The sequence below is a fragment of the Rhizobium sp. CIAT894 genome, from assembly GCF_000172795.2.
Classification (GTDB): domain Bacteria; phylum Pseudomonadota; class Alphaproteobacteria; order Rhizobiales; family Rhizobiaceae; genus Rhizobium.
Genome location: NZ_CP020947.1, coordinates 794932 through 817118, shown reverse-complemented (window position 1 = coordinate 817118; position 22187 = coordinate 794932). Strand labels below are relative to the sequence as shown.

The following is a 22187-nucleotide window of genomic DNA, read 5'->3' as shown; positions in this document are numbered from 1 at the left end:
GATCAGAGGCCGGCGCCCGGATAGTTCGGGCTCTCGCGGGTGATCGTCACGTCATGGGCGTGGCTTTCGCGCAGACCGGCGCCGGAGATGCGCACGAAGGTGGCGCGCTCCTGGAAATCCTTCAGGTCCTTGCCGCCGACATAACCCATGGCCGCCTTGAGGCCGCCGGCAAGCTGGTGGACGACGGCCGAGACCGGCCCCTTGTACGGCACCTGGCCCTCGATGCCTTCAGGCACGAGCTTCAGCGTGTCGCGCACTTCCGCCTGGAAATAGCGGTCGGCCGAGCCGCGGGCCATGGCGCCGACGGAGCCCATGCCGCGATAGGCCTTGAAGGAGCGACCCTGGTAGAGATAGACCTCGCCCGGGCTCTCATCGGTGCCGGCCAGCAGCGAGCCGATCATGACGGCGGAAGCGCCGGCGGCGATCGCCTTGGCCAGATCGCCCGAAAATTTGATGCCGCCATCGGCAATGACGGGCACGTCCTGATCCTGTGCGGCCTGGACGGCCGACATGATGGCGGCGAGCTGGGGAACGCCAACGCCGGCGACGATACGCGTCGTGCAGATCGAGCCCGGGCCGATACCGACCTTGACGGCATCGGCGCCGGCATCGATCAACGCCCTGGTGCCGTCATAGGTGGCGACATTGCCGGCCATGATCCGCACCGAATTGGAGAGCTTCTTGACGCGGGTGACGGCATCGAGGACGCGCTGCGAATGGCCATGGGCGGTATCGACGACCAAGAGGTCGACGCCGGCCTCGATCAGCCGTTCGGCACGCTCGAAGCCGTCATCGCCGACGCTGATGGCGGCGGCGGCGCGAAGCCTGCCCTGCGCATCCTTGGAAGCGTTCGGGTTCAGCTGGGATTTCTCGATATCCTTGACGGTGATGAGACCGACGCAGCGGCCTTCGGTGTCGACAACCAGCAGCTTTTCGATGCGATGCGAATGCAAGAGGCGCTTGGCCTCCTGCTGATCGACGTTCTCCTTGACGGTGACCAGATTGTCCTTGGTCATCAGTTCGTGGATCTTCTGCTCCGGATCGGAGGCGAAGCGGACGTCGCGGTTGGTCAGGATGCCGACGAGGCGGCCGGACTTCTCGACGACGGGAATGCCGGAAATGCCATGCGACTTCATCAGGGAGAGCGCTTCGGCAAGCTTTGCCTCCGGACCGATGGTGACCGGATTGACGACCATGCCGCTTTCGAACTTCTTCACCTGGCGGACCTCTTCGGCCTGCTCGATCGGCGTCAGGTTGCGGTGGATGACGCCGAGGCCGCCGGCCTGCGCCATGGCGATCGCCAGGCGGCTTTCGGTAACGGTATCCATGGCCGAAGAGAGGATCGGGATGTTGAGATCGAAATCGCGGGCGATGCGGGTTGCGATGTTCGTCTGGCCCGGCATGACCTCGGAATGACCGGGCTGCAGCAGCACGTCGTCGAAAGTAAGCGCGTCCGCGCCGGTTGCCGTTTCAATGATGCGTGCCATGGCCAAATTCCTTCATTTTAGAAAAATGCGAGCCTGCCGGGAAACGAATCGTCCGCCCCGGCGGTGTGCATGAGTTGCTTGGAAGTTGGCGAGGGCTGGTAACACGTCTATGACAGGAAGGAAATAGCAAAAAGCCCGGCATCTCCACCGGGCTCGTCATGGGTGCCATGCACCCAGAGCAATTCCAGAAAAACCGAACCGCTTCTCGTTCAGATGTCGAACTGATAGGTCTTCGGCACGAAACGATAGCCGCCATCCTGCCGCTCGACGAAACCGACCGCCGGGAACGGCATGTGATAGCCGAGGAAGGCGATCTTGTCGGTCGCGATCATGTCGAAAACCTTGCGGCGGCTGGCGGCTGCCTGCGCCTTATCCATGTCGAAACGGACCTCCCAATCCGGGCGCAGCAGCGACAGGATGTAATGATTGGCCGTATCGCCTGTGAGAACGAGGCGTTTGCCCTCGGATTCGACGTGGAAGACCATATGTCCCGGCGAGTGGCCGGCCGCCAGCATCGCGGTGACGCCCGGGGCGAAGCTGTCGCCATCCTTGATGAAGCTCGTCTTTTCGGCAAGCGGCGCCACATTGGCGAGCACCGCCTTGTGGCTAGCCTCGGCCGGCGTGCCTTCGCGCGATTTGTTCGACCAGAAATCATACTCGGCCTGGCCGATGACATAGCGGGCCTTCCTGAAAGCAGGCGCGCCATTCTCCATCAGGCCGCCGATATGGTCGCCGTGCAGATGGGTCAACGCGACGATCGTGACGTCGTCGGCCGAATATCCAGCCGCTTTCAGGCCTTGAACAAGCTTGCCGCTGCCCTTTGCGCGGCCGCTCTCGCCAAAGCCGGTATCGACGAGAATGACCTCCGAACCGGTATCGACAAGGGCCGGCGTATAGCCGTTCAGCAACTTATCGGCGGGCAGGAAGTTTGCCGTCAGCAACGCTTTGACCGTTTCCGGATCCTGATTGGTACCGTAGGTTTCATAAGGTTTTTCGGAGATGTTGATGCCGTCGCGCACCGCGGTAAATTTATAGGAACCGAGCTTGAACTGATTGATTTCGGGTAAAGGCGTTACATCCATATTTCTGCTTTCTCCAATCGCGGCCGCTTCGGCCTTCTCTCTCAAAATTGCCGGCGCCGCCAGCAGGCCAAGCCCTGCTGCGAAAAACGTACGCCGCTTCAGTTGCGTCGAAATTGCCATATATCCCTTCCCCCAAGCCGTGTGGTGTGTCACCGCGCGCCCGATCTCGTTTCCCGCCGGATTTTTTGTCTTGGCGGCGTCGACGTCTTGGCGGCGTCGACATAGGACAATGTTGGCAGGCGACGTTGTCGGACAAGCGGTCTCACGCAGACGTGAAGCAAACATGGCATCGAACCGGATTTGAGCATTGGCAGGCCCCTGAAGTGGGACTAAACAGCACGGGCCTTCCCGCTTCCATCCGCGCCCATCAAGGCTCCCGCCTATGAACCGCATCGTCCCGCTGATCCTCGCCGTCGCTCTTTTCATGGAACAGATGGACTCCACCGTGATCTCGACGGCGCTACCGGCGATTGCGGCGGATCTGCATGTCGGGCCGATCACGCTGAAGCTGGCGCTGACCTCCTATATGGTGGCGCTTGCGGTGTTTATCCCGGTCAGCGGCTGGATGGCCGATAGATTCGGCGCCAAGAAGATCTTCCGGCTTGCCATCTCCGTCTTCGTTATCGGCTCGATTTTCTGCGCAGTCTCGTCCAATCTCGTCGAATTCGTGTTTGCCCGCTTCCTGCAGGGCATGGGCGGCGCGATGATGACGCCGGTCGGCCGCCTGGTGCTGGTGCGCACGACGAAACGCAGCGATCTGGTTTCGGCCATGGCGCTGCTCACCATCCCGGCGCTGGTCGGCCCGCTCACCGGCCCGCCGCTCGGCGGCTTCATCACCACCTATTTCAGCTGGCACTGGATCTTCCTGATCAACGTGCCGGTCGGCATCATCGGCATCTGGCTTGCGACGATCTTCCTGCCGGAGGTGGAGGCGACAGCGCCGCCGAAGCTTGATGTCGCCGGTTTCGTGCTGACCTCGCTTTCGGCTGCCGGCGTCGTCTTCGGCCTGTCGGTGGTCAGCCTGCCGGCCCTGCCGCCTGCCATCGGCGTCACAGCCACCGTGATCGGCCTTGCCTGCGGCTTCCTTTACATCAGCCATGCCAAGCGCCACCCGGCGCCGATCCTCAACCTCAACCTGTTCAGAAACCCGACCTTCCGGGCCTCCACCTTGGGCGGCACGCTCTTTCGCATCTGCGTCGGCGCCATGCCGTTCCTGACGCCGCTGATGCTGCAGCTCGGCTTCGGGCTGACGCCGTTCCAATCCGGCCTCATCACGTTTGCCGGCGCGATCGGGGCGATCACCACCAAGTTCATGGCAAAGCGCGTCTTCGCTGCCGCCGGCTTCCGCACGACGCTGCTCGGCGCCGCCATGGTGACGACGCTGGTGACCATCGTCACCGGCCTGTTCACGCCGGCAACGCCGCATCTCGTCATCATCGGCGTGCTGCTCATCGGCGGCTTCTCCCGCTCCTTCATGTTCACCGGCGTCAATGCGCTTGCCTTCGCCGATATCGACGATGCGCAAGCCAGCCAGGCGACATCGATGAGCTCCGTGATGCAGCAGATCAGCCTGGCGCTCGGCGTCGCCCTCGCCGCCGCGATCCTGGAAAGCTCGATCTATATCAGGGGCGAAGCGCTTGGTATCGTCGATTTCCACCTTGCCTTCTACGTCATCGCCGGACTGACCGTCATTGCGACCATTCCCTTCATCCGGATGGACCGCAATGCCGGTGCACTCGTTTCCGGCCACCGTTCGAAGGCGGTGCTGACCTCGACCGTTGAAGCCGAGCAGCAGGCGGTTAAATAGGCTCCTATTGCGGACTCTCGCAGACGGCGCTGAGCTTGTTGCCGTCAAGATCTCTGACATAGGCGGCGTAAAAGTGGGCGTGATAGGAGCGCAGGCCCGGCCCGCCTTCATCCATTCCACCGGCCGCGATCACCGCGGCATGGAAGGCATCGACATCAGCACGCGTTTCGGCCGCGAAGGCGACCATGGCACCATTGCCCGATGTCGCCCGGCGGCGATTGAAGGGCGTCACCACCCAGAAGCGGCAGCGTGTATCGCCGTCCGTGGAATAGCCGATCTCTTCCTGCGAATAATGCTGCCGGCGATAGCCGAGCACGGGCAGCACGGCATCGTAAAAATGCCCTGCGCGATCGAGGTCGTTGGTTCCGAGCGTGACGTAGAGAAGCATGAGGTCCCCATCATCCGCCGGGAGCGGCCCAAGATCAAGCTTGCTCTGCTTCAGCTTCCGCCTTGCGGCCTTTGAACCCCTTGGCGAGCAGGAACATCTCGACCGATTCGGCGCGCGAGGCGTTCGGCTTGACGTGGACGACCTGGCGGAAATTCTGCTTCAGCATGGCGAGCAGTTCACGTTCGGTGCCGCCCTGGAAGGTCTTGGTGAGGAAATGCCCGCCCTCCCCCAGCACCTCCACGGCGAATTGGGCCGCGACTTCGCAGAGATGCATGGTGCGCAGATGGTCGGTGCGGTGGTGGCCGGTGGTGGGTGCCGCCATGTCCGAGATGACGAGATCGGGCGTGCCGCCGACCGCCTCCAGCAGCTTTTCCGGCGCGCTGGGATCGAGGAAATCGAGCTGCAGGATCTTGACGCCGGGCAGTTGGGCCATTTCGAGGAAATCGATCGCGGCGACGCGAATGTCCTCGTCCGTCGAGCCGGTGACCTTGGCTGCGATCTGCGACCAACTGCCGGGTGCTGCTCCCAGATCGATGATGCGCTTGGCGCCGCGCAGGATATGGTGTTTCTCGTCGATCTCCAGCAGCTTGAAGGCGGCGCGAGCGCGATAGCCCTCGAGCTGGGCGCGCTGCACATAGGGATCGTTGATGTGGCGCTGCAGCCATTGGCGTGAGGAGGCCTTCATCTTCTTGTTCTTGACGCGCTGCCCGAGCTTGCGGCCGGTGCGGTTTCCCGCGATCGGTGCCTTGGTCATGCCTTCTCCCTATCTGGCTCTCTGGCCACGGCGGTTGCGGTTTCGCCGCCACACGCCGTCATCGGCCATCATGTCGGTGAGCAGGCCTTCCCTCAAGCCGCGATCGGCCACGCGCATGCGCGGGCTCGGCCAGCGGCGACGGATCGCCTCGAGGATGGCGCAGCCGGCGAGCACCAGATCGGCCCTGTCAGGCCCGATGCAGGGATTGGCGGCGCGGCTTTCGAAATCCCAGGAAAGAAGTTTTGCCTGCATGGCGGAAACCTCGTCATCGGACAGCCAGATGCCGTCGACCCTGCGCCGATCGTAACGCGGCAGGTCGAGATGGACGCCGGCAAGCGTCGTCACCGTGCCCGACGTGCCGATCAGATGGAAGTCGCCGGTCTGGGCGATCTCGATCTCCGGGCAGTCGAAACCGACGAGCATGCCTTCGACCTCGCGCACCATGCCCTCGAAGACCTCCGGCGTGACGTCACGCCCGCCGTGGCGCTCCGACAGGGTGACGACGCCGACCGGCAGCGAGGTCCAATGGGTGATGTGATTGGCAAGCCGGCTAAAGCGATTGTCGCCGATGCGGATGACGGCAATTTCCGACGAACCGCCGCCGATATCGAAGAGCACGACCGAGCGCGTCTCGCGCCCGACCAGCGAGGAGCAGCCGGAAACGGCAAGCCGCGCCTCGGTCTCGCGATCGATGATTTCCAGTTCGAGCCCGGTTTCGGCAACGACCCGGCTGAGGAATTCCTCGCCGTTGACGGCCTGGCGGCAGGCTTCGGTGGCGATCAGCCGCATGCGGCGGATCTCGCGGTTTCTGAGCTTGGAAGCGCAGATCCTCAGCGCCTCGATCGCCCGCTCCATCGCCTCGTCCGACAGGCGGCCGCTGGCCGCAAGGCCCTCGCCGAGGCGCACGATACGGGAAAAGGCATCGACGACGCGGAACTGGCCCGGGCGGGTCGGCTGGGCGATGAGCAGACGGCAATTGTTGGTGCCGAGGTCGAGCGCGGCATAGAGTTCTTCCGGCCATGTATAGTCACCGGCCTGGCGATCCCCCTGAAAGCCGGGATGGCTATCGCCGCGGCCCTTGCGGCCGGCGGCTGCACCGTTTTGCGTTTCGCGCGGAACTGAAATGCGCGCCGTCTCCTCCGCGCGGCTCTCCTGCTGCGGCGGGGAAGGCTTTGCCGCCGTCAGCGGCCGGCCCTGCAGACCGCGCTTGCCGCGATGTTTGCGGCGGTTGCGCCGGCCCGGCGCCGGCTCGCCTTCGGAGCGCACGGCATTGCCCGCCGCTTGCGGCTGCTCCATGGCATGGGGATGAGATGAACCGCCTTGCACAGCACCCTGGCCGCCGCGACGGCGACGCTTGCGCTTGCGGGCCGGATTGCCGGCCGCATCTTCCATCGGGCGCGCAGGCTGTCCGGCACCGCCGGATGGCTCATGCGAAGCGGGATGAGCCGCGTTGCGGGATTGCCCGCCACGCTTGCCCTTGCGGCGCCTGGACTTTTTGCCGTCCTTGCGCCCTGCCGCCGACGCCCCGTCAAATTGCGGCTTTGCGCCGCCTTCGGGGTCTTCCACGTTGTTTTTCCACCGCGTCGCGCAAGTCCTGAGGTATGCAGCAGGCGCTCATTCGATTTTTGCGTTGCCGCAAGAATATCAGCGCCCGCCGAAATCGCCAAATTCTTTTTTGGACGGGGGATTTGCGGCCGGCTTCACGCCTTCCGCACAGCACCGATTTTTTTCAAAACGGGTATTTGCAATCCGCCCGCTTTTGGTTATAAGCGCCGCACAGCAGCCAAGCCATGCTTCGGCCGCAACTGCTGGGGAATAGTTCAATGGTAGAACGACGGACTCTGACTCCGTTAATCTTGGTTCGAGTCCAGGTTCCCCAGCCAAATATTTTCATTGATCGAGCATTTATTGAACCCAGGCGGCGAAGATTTCCTCTGCGGCTTACCGTGTTCGAGCGGCTCTGGAAATCGACAGGAAACATGCCGCCGGCAACGGGCTGATGGATCCCCCCGGCATAGCGGCAATCTTCTCACTCGTATATGCCCACGCGCCGGCCCGGCTACACTGTCTGTGTTGCGGAGATCGACGCAGGAATAAATGCTGGTTCGCCGGCCTGACATCAGACCGGTGGGTCGGACGTATTCTCAAACTCCAGAAACCAGGCATAAGTGGCTGCGATTCCGTCCTCGAGCGAGATACGCGGCTTCCAGCCCATGTCCTGCAGTTTCTGATTGCTCATCAACTTGCGCGGCGTGCCATCGGGCTTGGAAAGATCGTGAATGATCTCCCCCTCGTAACCGACAACGCGGCAGACCAACCGCGTCAATTCGATAATTTCGAGATCTGTCCCCGAGCCGACATTGACGTGCTGCGAGCCCGAATATGTCTTGAGAAGAAACACCAGAGCGTCGGCGCAGTCGTCGACGTGCAGAAACTCCCGGCGCGGAGTCCCCGTGCCCCAGACCATCATGTGTGGGTCTTTGCGAAGTTTCGCAGCGTGCGCCTTGCGGATGAGCGCCGGCAGCACGTGGCTGGAATTCAGGTCGAAATTATCGCCCGGGCCATAAAGATTGGTCGGCATGGCCGAAATATAATCGCGGCCGTATTGCTTACGATAGGCTTCCGCAAGTTTGATACCGGCGATCTTGGCGACCGCATACCATTCGTTGGTCGGCTCGAGTTCACCGGTCAACAGAGCCTCTTCGGGAATCGGTTGCGGGGCAAGCTTGGGATAAATGCAGCTCGACCCCAGGAACAGCAGCCGGTCCACTCCCCCCCGATGGGCAGCTTCGAAGATATTCGCTTCGATAATCAGATTGTCGTAGATGAATTCTGCGGGATAGCTGTCATTGGCGAGGATACCGCCAACCTTGGCAGCAGCGAGAATGATCGCGTCGGGTCTGTTTGCTTCAACAAATTTCTCGACCTCGTCCTGCCGCTTCAAGTCGACCTCATGGCGCGTGGCCGTAATGACGTTGCAGTCTTCGGATTGAAGCCGGCGCACAAGAGCACTGCCGACCATACCGCGATGACCGGCAACCCAGATCTTCTTGTTGGACAAGTCGTACACTCAAATCTCTTTCCGGCTGTTCAGGGCCTTCCAGTGCTTGACATCTTCGCGCACCATTTCGGCGGCGAGCTGACGAACGGGGGTCTTGTGCTGCCAGCCCAGCTTCTGACGTGCCTTGGTCGGATCACCAAGCAGAAGGTCGACTTCCGTCGGGCGGAAATACCGCGAGTCGATTTCCACAAGGCAGGCACCGGACGCGGAGTCATAACCCTTTTCGTCGACGCCGGAGCCTTTCCATTCCAAAGCAATGCCCACGTCGGCAAAAGCCCACTCGACAAACTGGCGGACACTCGTCGTCTCGCCGGTCGCCAAGACATAGTCATCCGGCTTGTCCTGCTGCAGCATGCGCCACATGCCCTCGACATATTCACGCGCGTGGCCCCAGTCACGCTTGGCGTCGAGATTGCCGAGGAAGAGCTTATCCTGCCGCCCCAGATGGATGGCAGCCACCGCCATCGTGATCTTGCGCGTGACGAAAGTTTCTCCGCGAAGCGGGCTTTCGTGATTGAAAAGAATGCCGTTGGATGCGTGCATGCCATAGGCCTCGCGATAATTCACGACAATCCAGTAGGCATAGAGCTTGGCGGCGGCATAGGGAGAACGCGGGTAGAAAGGCGTTTTTTCGCTCTGCGGCACTTCCTGTACAAGACCGTAGAGTTCCGAGGTCGACGCCTGGTAGAACCGGGTTTTTTCCTGGAGTCCCAGGATACGGATCGCTTCGAGCAGTCTCAACGTCCCGACGCCATCGGCATCCGCCGTATATTCAGGCGTTTCGAAGCTGACACCCACATGGCTTTGTGCCGCGAGATTGTAGATTTCATCGGGCTGCGTCTGCTGCACGATCCGCAGCAGGTTGGTCGAGTCGATCATATCGCCATAGTGGAGAATGAAGCGAGGATGCACCTCATGCGGATCCTGATAGATATGCTCGATGCGGCCGGTATTAAAAGACGAAGACCGCCGCTTGATACCGTGCACCGTATAGCCCTTGCTCAGAAGCAATTCGGCCAGATAGGCACCATCCTGACCAGTCACCCCGGTGATAAGCGCAGTTTTTGTCATTTTTCACGTCGTCTTTCGATGCAATCCCTAGGATGTTTTTATGGAAACGGCCGAATTAGCGCAACCCCATATAACCGCGCCCGCTCAAGCGAAATCAGCATTGCGTATCTCTGCGGTTGACGCGGGACCGGCGCAGTGAGACTAGAGCCTCACAAATTGTCTGATCTCCAAGGAGGAAATATGATCCTGGTGACGGGAGGAGCTGGTTTCATCGGCGCGAACTTCGTGCTCGATTGGCTTGCGCTTCAGGATGAACCGGTCGTCAACCTAGATGTGCTGACATATGCCGGCAATCTGGAGAATCTCGCCTCCGTCTGGAGCCATCCGCGCCATCTCTTCGTCAAAGGCAGTATTGCGGACTATGATCTTGTCGAGGAACTGCTCCGCGCCCATCGCCCCCGTGCAATCCTGAACTTCGCCGCCGAGAGTCACGTCGACCGATCGATCCACGGGCCTGAAGAATTTATTCAGACGAATATCGTCGGCACATTCCGCCTGCTGGAGGCCACCCGCGGATTCCTTGCCGCGCAGGATGAAGCTTTCCGGTTGAGCTTTCGTTTTCTCCATGTATCGACGGACGAAGTCTATGGCTCGCTTGCTCCGACCGAGGCCGCCTTTAGCGAAGAGCGCAAATACGAGCCCAACAGCCCCTATTCCGCCAGCAAGGCGGCCAGCGATCACCTGGTTCGCGCTTATCACCACACCTATGGCCTGCCGGTGCTGACAACTAACTGTTCGAACAACTACGGCCCCTATCACTTTCCCGAGAAGCTCATTCCCCTGGTCATTCATAATGCCCTCTCGGGCAAACAGATTCCGATCTACGGAGATGGAATGCAGGTGCGTGACTGGCTGTTCGTCAAGGATCATTGCAGCGCGATCCGACGCGTTCTGGAGAATGGACAAGTCGGGGAAACCTACAATGTCGGCGGCAGGAACGAACTGACGAACCTGTCGGTCGTCAATACGCTCTGTGAGATCCTCGATGAATTGAGGCCGCTGCCCGACCGGGCAAGCTACAAGTCCCAGATCGCCTTTGTGCGCGATCGGCCCGGCCATGATCGCCGTTACGCCATCGACGCGGCCAAAATCGAGCGTGAACTGAACTGGCGCCCGGGCGAGACGTTCAATACAGGCATTCGCAAGACTGTCGAATGGTATCTCGCCAACGAGGCCTGGGTAAGAAACGTCACAAGCGGCAGCTACCGCCAGTGGATCGACCGCCAGTACCAATAGCAGTTTGGGGGAGGCAAGGCTCCTCCCGCGAGCGTGACGTCAATACCTGATGAAATGGTGCAGGAAGCGCTTGACCGGCAAGGGTACATGACGCTGCACCCATCTGCGCGCCAGCACCAGGATTACCGGGCGAAGACCGCCGGAAAAGCCAGGGGAGATCATCCTGATCTCCTGCAAGGCCCGCATCACCGCACGCTCATAAGCCTCGTAGACAGCGTCCGGTTCCGCGCGAACGTTGGTGTAGAACGTCGACAGCCGATCGAACACGCCGTTGGCCAGCAGTTGGAACTGGTGGAAGTGATAAAAGATCAAAGGCGAACCATCGACCTCGATCCTGTCGGATGCGTCCTGCGTAAAATGTGACTTCTCGTAATTCCAGGGCGCAACCCCGGCGCCGGGATGTTCGATGATGTGGCAATTCGGATAGAGATCCGGCCATTCGTCCAAATATTTCTGGTCGCCCATCTTGCCGTCTTCGAGGCGATAGTAGCACCATTCGATGCACTGCTCGCGCCAGCGCGCAAGGCAGCGCATTCCCTCTTCATCGCGTCGAAAACTCACCCATTCCACACAGAAACGGCCATTCACTTCTCTTTTCTGCAGCCGCGGAGCAAAACGGTGTTCGATAATGGCGATGGAATTGTTGCCAATTTCATCGAAGATGGGGCTGATCGGCGAATAGAACAGCAGATCGGAATCGAGATAGGTGATGAAATCGACTTCCGGATGATGCTCCAGCACGAAAGCCGGCAGACACGGCGATAGGGTCCAGCAATATTCGGCGACACCACGCGATTTCTTCGCTTCCAAAAGTTCCGGCGTCTCCAGATCGGCAAGCGCGATGCAGGTGATGTAAGGCCGCCCGGAGGCGGTCAATATTTCCTGCGTCGTTTCGTCCATGCAAAGCACAAAGACATGCGCGTCGGGGCACCACTCGACAAGGCTCTCCATCATGGCCATTCCCTTGATGAGATAGCCTTTGTCGAAAAGGGTACAGAAGTAATTTGTCATGACTGGGTTTGTTTCCTGCACAAATAGGTGCGCATTGCATTGCCCTTGTGACTGTCGTGTGGGTCCACGTTCTCGCTCAGCGTGAAGGTCGCGAGGACCTCCAGGCCGTGAACACGAAACGTCTCCAACAGCTGGGGCTCGGAAAAATGGATCTCTATGGTCTCGACGCCGTAAGCCTGCTTGCGGAAGTACTTCGTCGGCTCGCCATAAACAACCGGAGTGCGGTGAAAAATGACGTGGTCCCTGGCGACACGGGCGCTCTCGGCGATCGCCGCTTCATAATCGGGAATATGCAGCAGGCAGCATCCCGAGACCACGACATCAAAAGCATCATCCTGATAGCTGAGCCGAGTCGCATCCTCCACGTCGAACGACAATCCCGGATAGATGCTGCGCGCCATATCAATGAAGGCATCTGAATAATCGCAGCCGCGATAACGCAGCGGCAAGCTATTCACATCAAGCACTTCGGAATAATATCCGCTGGAACAGCCGATTTCGAGCAGCGAGCCGTTCGCCGGCATATTGTCTATCCTGCGCAAGGCGGCGGTGAAAACATCGAATACATCCATCGGGACGCCGCTGCGGTATTCCTTCAGCTGGCGCTCGACGAGGGCCCTCTGACGTGCAGGTAGATCGCTCGTTTTCCAGGATGCGGCAAGGCGCGAACTTTCGCTGTCCCGAAGAGCCGCATCTATTTCGACATAGCGTGATGAGACCGATGTCGCCGGCAGCAGCCGCTCCCGCAACCGCTTCAACTGGCTTTTCACTCCTGGAAAGCGATTGAGGCTCGCGCGCAGAAACGACATCAGCCCTGTGCCTCCAGATATTGCTTGAGGATCGGCATCAGTTCTTCCATCCTCGCCTTGTAGGTGTGGTCCTTCAGCGTCCTTGCCTGACCGGCCTTTGCAATGGCATCGGCCTCGTCGGGATGATCTATATAGTAGCGGACGAGTTCTGCCGCTTCCTCGGGACTGGAATAGGCAACCACCTCTTTACCGACGTCAAAAATCTCCCCGAGGTTGTCTTTCCTGTCGGTTATAAGCAGCGATCCGACGCCGGTCGCCTCATAGAGTCGCATATTGTTGGCATTGTTTTCGGCGACATTGATATGCCGGTTGACGGTGATCCGGCTGCGAGCCAGAGCGCGGTACATGTCGGAGCCCCAGACCTCGCCATTGTGGCGCTTGCGGATAGGCGAAGAGCGCGGCAGCGTCCTGGAACCATAACCGAAAAACTGTATCGGGGTGGTATTGGCCAAATGTTCGAGCAACGGGATCGCCTTGCCATGGTGACGACTTATGCCGCCAACGAAACTCACCGGCACATCGCGTGGCACGTCGCCAATGATATCGAGAACCCGTGTGTCGAAGCCGATCCGGAAGTATTCGGATTTTATGCCCATCTCGTGAAAGCGGGGTACGAAGTGGGGAAAGGATGTCAAAATCAAATCATACGGACGCAAGAAACCATCCGGGGGCAACGGACAAGCGATCTGACCCACGATTAATGGCACAGTTTTTTTCAACTCTGCCAGGGCATGAGGCGGAAAGAAGCTGAGATCCTGACAATAGAGCACATCCGGCTTGAAGGCTCTAACGCGCGCCATCGCGACCTCAAGCAAACCCGGCAGCGCGGCTAGACGTGCGCCGATATAAGGCAACCTAAAAAACCGATGCGGCAGCTTCATCGCCCACGGACTGAAGGGTTCGTTGTTTTCTCGCGCCCAAGCCGACTGAAGTGGAACACAATTGCCGATAATATCGATGACGTCGCACCCCAGTTCCTTCAGGTGGCGCGAATAGAAATCGGAGGTTCCGAAGCCGGCAGCCAACAGCGCGTCTGTCTGCTCGCTTGAACCGGACTTCGAGAGCCGTCGCCGCGCAGCATAAAACCGACTTAGGAAACGCGCGTAATAGGTATCAAATATCGCTATCTTCATGTCTATCGTCTGTCAGAGGGGCAGGAAGTTCCTGGGTTTGTCCATAGGCGCTACCAACGACTTTCGCCGGATTTCCGGCAATTATGGCGCCCGCAGGAAATTTTCCTCGCACGATTGAACCTGCCGCGACAACACTGTCACGTCCTATCTCCGTGCCACGCAGGACCACGGCGTTAGTGCCAATGAAAACATTGTCCCCGATATGGACCGGTGCGGTCTTTATGTCGGCGTCTACGTCCGAATGACGGCGGCCTTCGGGCCGTACCGGATGAAAATCGGTGTCGAATATCGCAACGTTGGCACCCATCAGGACCTCTGAGCCGATCGAAATCTGGACGGCCGAGACAATGGTTGCACCACTAATGCCGCTATCAGCGCCGATAGTGATGCTCGATCCCGCGCGAATCGTAGCTAGCTTCACCGGATGGTTCAGCGCGAGCGCAGTATAACGCGAATCGGAACACAGCACGACACGATCGCCCAAGCGAATCTCGCTCTCCGCGTGCCTTTGCAACAGAGGCGTGCCATAGAAAACAACGCCGCGACCGACGCTCACGCCCTGACGCTTCACTTTGCTCAGTTGCCGCGCTTTGACAAAAGACACCGCAAAATTCTTTAGTCTTGCATTCAGTGTCCCCAAAATCCCGCGGCTGCCCATGAAATACGCCATGCGGATCGGCGCAGTCACGCGTTGCACCGGCGAACCCGTAAGCGAGTAAAAAATCAGACGCTGGAACAGGTTGTGAGACGAACGCTTGCCGAACAATCGCTTTCGCCAAGACAATCTGGAGGTGTCATTGCCATATACGGGGGGCGAGTAAATAATTGCCTTGCTGCTGACCACCAAGGGCACTCCCGCACGCGAAAAGCGCATGGCTACCTCGTAATCAGCCATATAGTGCGGCAGAAGGCGCGGGCGCATACTGCCATATTTCCGGAACAGGTGTGCCGGATACAGCGTTCCTCGACCACTCAACGCATCCACACGATACTGGCTGGCGGGCGACCGCTTTTCCTTTTCGCTCAGTTCCGAGAGTAAATCCCAGATGGCAAGCCTATTGAGGTTGACCTTGGGCCCAATGCTGACGAGCGGTGGATCGCGACCCTCTTCGTGGATGACGCTTCCGACCGCGGCTCCGCCGTTTTCTTTGGAGACCTGCACCAGGGTCTCAACGAAATTGTCGTCGAACCAGGTATCATTGTTGAGGAACAGCACATAGTCGTCCGACTGGCAGGAGGAAAGGACGTGTTTCAGCCCCTCGTCGATGGCACCACCCCACCAGAGATTGCCGTCGCCCTGGATTTCAATCACATCACTCTGCGATTGCAGGTATGCTGCGGTTCCATCGGTCGAACCATCGTTGACGACGACAATCCTCAACGCATCAAAGACGGTCTGGCTCCTCAGAGCTTCCAACACCTTTCGGGTGTGCTCCAGGCGATTGAAGACAGGAATAATGACATTCACGCGCATTCGCTAGCTTTCCAGCTTCTCGAGAAACCAGCCAACATACGGCCATTCGTGCTGCTGAGGCGCTCGTGTAACGCCAATGCCCCACCGCTTCAATTCTTGCAAGGGCGGCGGCGTCACTAAGCCAAATGTTCCGGCTGGCTGGAAACGATCCACAACCTCATAATCATGCATGGCAAAGCTGGCCTGCATTTCATGCGCGTTCAAGAACCATATCGGATAGCTCGCACTATAGATCCACGCCGGCACATGCTGCACAAAGGATGCGGCTGCGACATCGAACTGCGCCGCCGTCCTGTCGACAATTATGAACTTGACGCCTCTCGACAGAAGATCCTCGAGATATTCATCAGGGTATTCAAGATATTGAAGAACACCAGAGAGCAGAACGACGTTGGGCCTCACGCGATCTATTGCCTCATCCAGGTTATCGGAAAAGCTCAATCCCGCATCTTCGAATTCGACTCGGCCGGCGCTCACAAAATGAAGCTGCTCGACAATGCACCAATTCAGTTCCGCAAGATGCGTCAGGGCCGAACGGTGTTGGAAATAGGAACTTCCCAAAGCGCCCCCAATATCGACCACCCTCAAACGAAGGTCGGATCGGGACGCGACATAGAGAAGCCAGGCGAGCAGAGGGTGCGAGTAGCTTCTTTCCGTGAAGACGACGGTGTCTCGCTCGTAGGCCGCACGGCCCTGAACAACTGCGCGTGTCGCGTCAAGGACCTTGGCAAGAATAGCCGGCGCATCATATCCGTCCGAAGCAGCCTTGGCCGAATGCCAATCTTTGTAGGGGCCGTCGAAGAAGATGTTGTGACGCCGAAACTCGCTCCAGACGTCCTGTTCACGAGCCCGCGGCGAATCCCGCGTCACCTCAAGCAAACAGTGAAAACCCGGGAGCGAAAATCCAATGTGCCTCATTTCTCGAACCAGGCTTCGAACGGCTGTCGCTCAAATTCGTCCAGTGCTCCGCCGGGTGTGGAATTGACGACGCGGATGCCATTCGCGTTCGCAATATTTGCGATGGCTCGATACTGCCGCCACAGCCGCGCCGCCTGCTGAAAGTCGTCGTGACGGGTCGTTCTCGGAGTGCCGTCCGCATTTACGGTGATATCTTTTCCCTTCTGCACCTTGAGTTCGAACGCGTATTCGTAGGTTGTTGACAGGAAACGATCATGGTCGACGCCAAGCAGGATGATCTCTTTGAAACCAAGATACATCGCTATCATCAAGGCCATCACCGGCACTGAATCGACACGCGGCACCGGTCGAGAGATATCAACGATTTCCACTGATGGTCTTTCATCGAAGCTTTCGCCCAGCATGAGATACCGAACCGGTCGCCCTGGAAACAGATTGTGCTTCCGAACGAGCTCCGCTTCCGTGGAACTGAGGAACAGTTCCGCTCCTCCCAGATGCGAGTGCATCTCGTCGAACCAGCGGACCACGTCCTCCGATGTCATCAATCCGTAGGTAATTTGCGGAACACAATGATAACGCGACTGGAACTTGTCAAAATCGGAGTGCAGATAGCCGTTGGAAACAGTTATGACGGTCTGACCTTGAAGTCGCGACAGATCCAAGCCCTTGACGCTCGGGCCATTGCCTAAAATAAAACAGCGCTGCCCCGCGTGCAGACCAGCAAGCTGTCTATTTTCCGCCAACGATCTCGCGACATCAGCAGATAACTTGTGACGATTTTTTAGCCTGCGGTTCAGCTCATGCACACCATAGGGGAGCAGCATGGAGCCAAAGGTCAAAATCTTTCTCAAGGCTGCAGCCACTTCACCACCTCGAAGACTTCGGCGTATTTTACACCGATCCGCTGGCCGGCGTTCTCGGCTTCATTGCGGAAGAAGCTCACCCATTTGCGGCCGGTGCGCTCCATCTCGGATTCATGGGCGAGGATCGCCTTTTCCTTCTGGTCCCAATGGGCGGTGATGTCGACGTAGAAATTTCCCCGGAAATCGACCGTCGAATGATACCAGTTGCTGCGGTACATCAGAAGGCGCGGCACATGACGGCAGCTGTGCAGTGATGCGCGCGACAGAGCCAGGTGGTCATGGTGGATGTCGCCAACCCAGTGGGTATAAACCATATCGATCTTCAGATCCTGCACCAGCTTGAGAATCTCGATATTCAGAGGATCGACGAATTCGATCTGGAGCGTCTTGAACTCGCCGCAAAACATCTTTTGGACGCCGAGGATTTCCATCGCGGCATCCGCCTCCGCTCTGGCGACCTGGCTGCTGCGGACCGACTGGTCATATTGGTTGGAAAAGCCGGATACGGTCGCGACATAGACGTAAACCGTGTCGCCGTTTGCTGTATGGCGCGCCAGGGCGCCACCGCAGCCGAGCTCAACGTCGTCAAAATGGGCACCGATCGCGAGAATATTCATTTGCAACTCCAGAGCAGGTCACGCGTGCCTGCAATACCACAATTCAGCAGTGTGTCGAGAATACTGAGATAGGGAATGAAATCGCCGAAGGGCTGTGGATAAACCGGATGGACGAAATGCTGCCATTCGATTTCGATTCCGGCTGCCTCGAACAGTTCCGGCTGCATATAGCCGCGCGCCCCGAGACCCGAGAGATAACGTGTTGCTCCGACCTTGCGCAGCAGTTCGACAAGCAACTCATTCCTATGACCCACTGGGCTTAGAGTGCTTGATCGCACCGTCGGCATGGTGATTTCAAGCATATCCAGAATACCGTCCAGGAAATGCATATTGAAATCAGCCAAGAGGTCGAACCGCTTGCCGTAGAGGGCTTCGATGCGGGGAAAGACTTCGCTCCAGCCGGCGGACTTGCGATAGTTTTCACGAAGCAGCGAAAGGTTCTGGTCTATCCATCCGGTGCCCGGTGCCAGCTCCACCGCATTGATCAGTGTGCCGAAGCTTGGCTTTCTGATTCCGACGGTGAGCCAGCGGTCGCCTTGCGCCGTCTTTATCTTATCGCGGTGCGTCCAGCTTTTGCTCGTGCCATGGACGAACTGAACGTGATCCAGAACGATGTAGAGGTCGGCGTTCAGGAAACGCTGGAAAAAGCCGAGATATGATGCGAAGTCCGGCTGATGAATAACCGCTGTCATGGTCATGCAGCCAAACTTTCCAGCAAATCGGCGACGCGGCCGACCCCGCCAAGGTCGACCTTGGTCATGGCCGTCTCGCTCATGCGTCTGATGGGAATAGCCTTTTCCAGGATGCCGAGATCGAATTCCGAGTGATGTCCGGCGAAGAACGCTGCCCCCAATTGTTCAAGAGCCCGGCCCACAGGGATTTCAAAAGGTTCGTTGGCGATCACCACGCAGGGCAGGCCGGCCGCACAGGCTTCGAAGGGCGTAACGCCACCACCGGTAATGGCCAGATCATGCCGATACATCTCTGCCGCAAGCGACGGCACCTGGTTCAGCAGTTTGAACCGGTCCGGCGGGGCGGTCGAGACGACCTTTTCAAGCTCGGCCATGTGCTGAAAGCTCGGGCCCGTGACGATGGTGACCGGGAAAGGCTTGCTGCTCAGCCATTTGGCGACGCGGACCGTCACGCCATAGGTATCGGCGCCTCCGAGCGTGATGAGGATCGATGCAAGACCCTGTCGGACTCTGCGATATCTCTCGATTTCAGGATTGAGTATCATGTACTCCACCCCCAGCTTTACATCCTTGCCCCTCAGATCCTCCGTCTTTTCGAAGAGGAGAGCGCAGATGTTGACGTCGGCGAGTTCCGCGCCATCGCCGCGATCGTCAAAGGTGACGAGCTTGGCGCCCAAACCTTTGATCGTTTCGCCATGAGATCGCCGCGTGTTCAGACGGTCGTTGATCCAGATCGGTGACGGACCGGCGGGGTCAACGAAAGCCTCCTCCCATCCCGTGGCGGCGGCGAGATCGTAAAGCGCGACATCAAAGCCGCGCTCCCGAACGATTCTCAGCGAATTCGGATGGTCATTCGCCAGGAAACGGACCGAATGACCGCGCGAACGCAGTTCGGTGGCGAGCGTTAGCGACCGGAACAAATGCCCCATACCGCGGGCATGTGAACTCTCTATGCAGAAAACGAACATAGTCTGATCGCTTCCTCTGTCCCAAGCCAGGTCCCACCCGCCTGCGCGGCGAGCGCACAGGCACGTCGCCAGTCTTCCTCGGTATCCAACGTCAGACGCAGGTTCGGGGAGACTTTGGCCGAGGGAATATCGAGCTGACCGATCTTGAAGAGCTCGGGCCGATCGGTGAAGTATTCGTTCACATGTTCGCGATGGTGCGGCAGCTTCCCCTCGCGATGACTGCGCGCCAGGGCTTCGAAGGTAAATATCTCGGCGCCGACGCCGATGGGTAATTGGCCGAACGCGTGCGTGTAGTCAAATCCCTGGTTCTGGTGCAGATCGATCAGCCTCTCCAGCTCCTCGACATCAGTGAACGGATTATCGGCGGTCAATCGCACGATATCCGACATCCCAAGCGACCTTGCACATTCGAAATAACGATCGAGAACATCGGCTTCGTCGCCGCGAAAGCAGCTTACGCCGTGCTCGAGGCACCAAGCTTCGATAATGTCGTTCTCGCCGGCCGTCGATGTCGCGACGACTATTTTGGCCGGCCGCGTCAACATCTGAAGCCTGCCAAGCACATGCCCGAGCAGGGGCCTGCCAGCAATGTCGCGAAGGACTTTTCCCGGTAGCCGCGTCGATCCCATCCGCGCCTGGATGATGATCCCAAGCGTCACGCCAGATCGCTCCACTGCAGGACCGCGTCGCTGTCGAGATTCCTGATCACTCGTCGTCCGGCGAGAGTTTCGAGATGTTTGGGCTCGATCCCCGTTCCCGGCCGCTTAACCGAGATGTCGCCGGCGGAGATGACGTCACCGGCTTTGAGCGGTCGATTGAGAACGACGCTCTTGCGGTTGTTCAGCCTGGTGGTAGCCTCGCTTGCAGCCGGCTCTTTGCGGCCACTGCCCTTCATGATCTCGAACGCGCGTATTGCGTCCACAAGCCATTTCATCTCGGCTGGATCAGCCGAAAGCATATGATCGGGACCGTCGGCGGCCTTGTCGTAGGTGAAATGCCGCTCGATGACGCGGGCTCCCATTGCGACCGCACATAGGCTCGCGACAGGGTTCAATGTGTGGTCGGAATAGCCAACGTCGAGCTCCGGGAACGCCTCCATCATCGTTTGCATTGCGCCCAGATTCACATTTTCCGGATGCGTCGGATAGCTTGTGATGGCATGCAGCAGAATGAGCTTGTCGTTGCCGGCTTCCTTGATAGCTGCAACGGATTCCCGAACTTCTTCGAGCGTCGACATCCCGGTCGACAGAATGATCGGCTTGCCCGTTTTTGCCAGATAGCGGAGAAAGGGGATGTTGACCGCATCGTCCGAACCGACTTTGTGGGCGCCGACCCCACACTTCTCGAGCAGATCGACATCGGTTTCATGGGACGGCGACGAAAACCAGTCCAGCCCATGCTCCTCGGCATAGCGGAAAACCGCTTCATGAAGCTCGTGTCCGATTTCATATTTACGGAAGAGTTCGAATTGCGAGGTAACGCCAGTGTTTTCCATATCAAACATGGCATTGCGGCTCGACAGCGTCTCCGCCCGATAGGTCTGCAGCTTGACGGCATCCACGCCTGACGCCTTTGCCTCGTCGATCAGGCGCTTTGCCTGATCAAACGTCGTAAAGTTGCCGCCGATCTCGGCTATGATATAGCAGCGATCAGGCCGGTAGTTGCGGAACATTCGTCACTCCCTGTAATTCACGAGCGGCAAAATTGCCTGGCGCCCTGGTGGGTGCCCCGGCCCAATCTGCCGCCTATCGCCCGATTTCCTGGTTCCGGTCGACGTAATTCCGGACAATGACCTGTCTGCCGCAAATCTGTGCGGTTTCGTCGTTGGTCTCTCTCGGCAGGTAGCACCTGCGGCAGACCTCGCTCTTCAGGAAGCCCTGCGGTTCCTTGTGCAGAGCACGGACGGCGTTCATTTTTTCCCCGTGCCATATCTGGTGCACGGTTTCGGTGTTCGCGTTGCCGATAACCTCGCGGTTTTCTTCGTCGTTCGAGCACTTCATGACCAATCCATCGGCACCGATGACCAAACGCTGGTACTGCTGCGGGCAGGTGAAGTTGTCGAGATAGGCGATGTCTGAATCGTTGCCGAGGTAATCAATCAGCGGATTGAAGGCGACGAGATCCACGTGAGGCGCGAAGGTGTCGTAATAGAGATCGGGATTTTCCCGGATCGCCGGCCAGATGCCCTGCACCTTGATGACAGGACGGTGGAGGCCGCGCTCGTCCTTGTATTTCTTTATGTCTTTGATCTTGTCGAGCAGTGCCTGAAATTTGATCGGCTTGCGTATCTTCTCGTAGGTCTCGCCGGTGCCGTCGATCGAAACGGTGATCCAGTCGATGCCGGCATCGACGAGCTGGGCGAAATAGTCTCTGTTGAGCTTGAAGCCATGCGTGAGCGTCGAGACTTCCTTGATCCCATGGTCCTTGGCATAGCGCACACAGTCGGCGAAGCGCTTGTGCAAAGTCGCCTCGCCGCGCAGTGACAGACGGATCGCCGGAACCTTGCCGCCGATCTCATCGATGATGCGGCAATAGAGGTCCCAGTCCATCCGGGTCGTGTTGACGCTCTTCTTGAACTCGTCGCTGATCGTATAGCACATCGGGCAACGCAGATTGCAGATCGACGCCAGCTCGAGATCGACCAGCAGCGGATAATCCGAAACATGCTGGTTCAGGGCATATTCCGACCACTTGCGACGGTAGTCCGCGTATTCGGCTTCCCAACCCTCGCCACGGTATCTGTCGAACGCGGCTTCGCGCTCGTCCGTGTCCATCGAGTAGTTGCCTTTGTTGATCGGAACGTAACGCTCGTTCAA

Annotated in this window: 21 protein-coding genes and 1 tRNA gene; 3 read left to right on the top strand and 19 right to left on the bottom strand. The window is 58.8% G+C overall.

The features are described from left to right. Positions 1 to 2: 2 nt before the first annotated feature. Both guaB and RHEC894_RS03985 read right to left on the bottom strand, forming a co-directional pair. The gene (guaB, locus tag RHEC894_RS03990) at positions 3 to 1487 is read right to left on the bottom strand and encodes an IMP dehydrogenase (protein ID WP_010069667.1); all 1485 of its coding nucleotides are present in this window, start codon (positions 1485 to 1487) and stop codon (positions 3 to 5) included. A gap of 209 nt (positions 1488 to 1696) precedes the next feature. Then, the gene (locus RHEC894_RS03985; protein WP_010069666.1) at positions 1697 to 2689 is read right to left on the bottom strand and encodes an MBL fold metallo-hydrolase; all 993 of its coding nucleotides are present in this window, start codon (positions 2687 to 2689) and stop codon (positions 1697 to 1699) included. Between the two features lie 262 nt (positions 2690 to 2951). Between RHEC894_RS03985 and RHEC894_RS03980 the strand changes: the two genes are divergently transcribed. Further along, positions 2952 to 4376, top strand: a complete 1425-nt coding sequence (locus RHEC894_RS03980; protein WP_085736352.1) for a DHA2 family efflux MFS transporter permease subunit — start codon at positions 2952 to 2954, stop codon at positions 4374 to 4376. A 4-nt stretch (positions 4377 to 4380) separates the two neighbouring features. On the opposite strand, the gene RHEC894_RS03975 is transcribed toward RHEC894_RS03980, so the two are convergent. The 3 genes from RHEC894_RS03975 to RHEC894_RS03965 are packed head-to-tail and all read right to left on the bottom strand — an operon-like array spanning position 4381 to position 7084. Then, positions 4381 to 4764, bottom strand: coding sequence for a VOC family protein (locus tag RHEC894_RS03975; RefSeq protein ID WP_010063222.1), 384 nt, complete (start codon positions 4762 to 4764; stop codon positions 4381 to 4383). A gap of 34 nt (positions 4765 to 4798) precedes the next feature. After that, positions 4799 to 5518: an RlmE family RNA methyltransferase gene (locus RHEC894_RS03970; protein ID WP_085736351.1), complete on the bottom strand. Its 720-nt coding sequence runs from the start codon at positions 5516 to 5518 to the stop codon at positions 4799 to 4801. Positions 5519 to 5527: 9 nt separating this feature from the next. Beyond that, the gene (locus RHEC894_RS03965) at positions 5528 to 7084 is read right to left on the bottom strand and encodes a Ppx/GppA phosphatase family protein (protein ID WP_085736349.1); all 1557 of its coding nucleotides are present in this window, start codon (positions 7082 to 7084) and stop codon (positions 5528 to 5530) included. A gap of 243 nt (positions 7085 to 7327) precedes the next feature. Here RHEC894_RS03965 and RHEC894_RS03960 point away from each other — a divergent pair. Next, positions 7328 to 7401 (top strand) — tRNA-Gln (locus RHEC894_RS03960). Between the two features lie 236 nt (positions 7402 to 7637). Here RHEC894_RS03960 and RHEC894_RS03955 read toward each other — a convergent pair. Then, the gene (locus RHEC894_RS03955) at positions 7638 to 8588 is read right to left on the bottom strand and encodes a GDP-L-fucose synthase (protein ID WP_085736347.1); all 951 of its coding nucleotides are present in this window, start codon (positions 8586 to 8588) and stop codon (positions 7638 to 7640) included. Beyond that, a complete protein-coding gene (gene gmd, locus RHEC894_RS03950) occupies positions 8589 to 9650 on the bottom strand; it encodes a GDP-mannose 4,6-dehydratase (protein WP_085736346.1) in 1062 nt (353 codons plus the stop codon). A 180-nt stretch (positions 9651 to 9830) separates the two neighbouring features. Here gmd and rfbB point away from each other — a divergent pair, with 180 nt between their 5' ends. Further along, complete coding sequence (rfbB, locus tag RHEC894_RS03945) at positions 9831 to 10886, top strand: dTDP-glucose 4,6-dehydratase (protein WP_010068505.1); 1056 nt, start codon at positions 9831 to 9833, stop codon at positions 10884 to 10886. Positions 10887 to 10925: 39 nt separating this feature from the next. On the opposite strand, the gene RHEC894_RS03940 is transcribed toward rfbB, so the two are convergent. The 12 genes from RHEC894_RS03940 to RHEC894_RS03885 all read right to left on the bottom strand — a co-directional run bounded on the left by RHEC894_RS03940 (position 10926) and on the right by RHEC894_RS03885 (position 22187). Continuing rightward, on the bottom strand, positions 10926 to 11897 hold the full coding sequence (locus RHEC894_RS03940; RefSeq protein ID WP_085736344.1) for a hypothetical protein: 972 nt from the start codon (positions 11895 to 11897) through the stop codon (positions 10926 to 10928). After that, positions 11894 to 12706 (bottom strand): class I SAM-dependent methyltransferase, encoded by an 813-nt coding sequence (locus RHEC894_RS03935; protein WP_085736342.1) that lies wholly within the window; start codon positions 12704 to 12706, stop codon positions 11894 to 11896. Before RHEC894_RS03935 ends, RHEC894_RS03940 begins: the two co-directional genes overlap by 4 nt. Continuing rightward, complete coding sequence (locus tag RHEC894_RS03930) at positions 12706 to 13839, bottom strand: glycosyltransferase (RefSeq protein ID WP_085736341.1); 1134 nt, start codon at positions 13837 to 13839, stop codon at positions 12706 to 12708. Before RHEC894_RS03930 ends, RHEC894_RS03935 begins: the two co-directional genes overlap by 1 nt. Continuing rightward, positions 13820 to 15313 carry a glycosyltransferase gene (locus RHEC894_RS03925; RefSeq protein WP_085736339.1) on the bottom strand — a complete coding sequence of 498 codons (1494 nt, stop codon included), beginning with the start codon at positions 15311 to 15313 and terminating at the stop codon, positions 13820 to 13822. The genes RHEC894_RS03930 and RHEC894_RS03925 overlap by 20 nt, the downstream gene beginning before the upstream one ends. A gap of 3 nt (positions 15314 to 15316) precedes the next feature. Continuing rightward, positions 15317 to 16183: a methyltransferase, TIGR04325 family gene (locus tag RHEC894_RS03920; RefSeq protein WP_245339511.1), complete on the bottom strand. Its 867-nt coding sequence runs from the start codon at positions 16181 to 16183 to the stop codon at positions 15317 to 15319. A gap of 44 nt (positions 16184 to 16227) precedes the next feature. After that, entirely contained in the window at positions 16228 to 17094 is an 867-nt protein-coding gene (locus RHEC894_RS03915) for a hypothetical protein (RefSeq protein ID WP_164517663.1), read from the bottom strand. Further along, positions 17079 to 17711 carry a PIG-L deacetylase family protein gene (locus RHEC894_RS03910; protein ID WP_004677164.1) on the bottom strand — a complete coding sequence of 211 codons (633 nt, stop codon included), beginning with the start codon at positions 17709 to 17711 and terminating at the stop codon, positions 17079 to 17081. Before RHEC894_RS03910 ends, RHEC894_RS03915 begins: the two co-directional genes overlap by 16 nt. Further along, the gene (locus RHEC894_RS03905; protein ID WP_085736335.1) at positions 17708 to 18409 is read right to left on the bottom strand and encodes a WbqC family protein; all 702 of its coding nucleotides are present in this window, start codon (positions 18407 to 18409) and stop codon (positions 17708 to 17710) included. The genes RHEC894_RS03910 and RHEC894_RS03905 overlap by 4 nt, the downstream gene beginning before the upstream one ends. Further along, positions 18406 to 19371 carry a glycosyl transferase gene (locus RHEC894_RS03900; protein WP_085736332.1) on the bottom strand — a complete coding sequence of 322 codons (966 nt, stop codon included), beginning with the start codon at positions 19369 to 19371 and terminating at the stop codon, positions 18406 to 18408. Before RHEC894_RS03900 ends, RHEC894_RS03905 begins: the two co-directional genes overlap by 4 nt. Next, positions 19353 to 20030, bottom strand: coding sequence for a glycosyltransferase family protein (locus tag RHEC894_RS03895; RefSeq protein ID WP_085736330.1), 678 nt, complete (start codon positions 20028 to 20030; stop codon positions 19353 to 19355). Before RHEC894_RS03895 ends, RHEC894_RS03900 begins: the two co-directional genes overlap by 19 nt. Continuing rightward, positions 20027 to 21043: an N-acetylneuraminate synthase family protein gene (locus tag RHEC894_RS03890; protein WP_085736328.1), complete on the bottom strand. Its 1017-nt coding sequence runs from the start codon at positions 21041 to 21043 to the stop codon at positions 20027 to 20029. The genes RHEC894_RS03895 and RHEC894_RS03890 overlap by 4 nt, the downstream gene beginning before the upstream one ends. A gap of 73 nt (positions 21044 to 21116) precedes the next feature. Then, positions 21117 to 22187: a radical SAM protein gene (locus RHEC894_RS03885; RefSeq protein ID WP_085736327.1), complete on the bottom strand. Its 1071-nt coding sequence runs from the start codon at positions 22185 to 22187 to the stop codon at positions 21117 to 21119.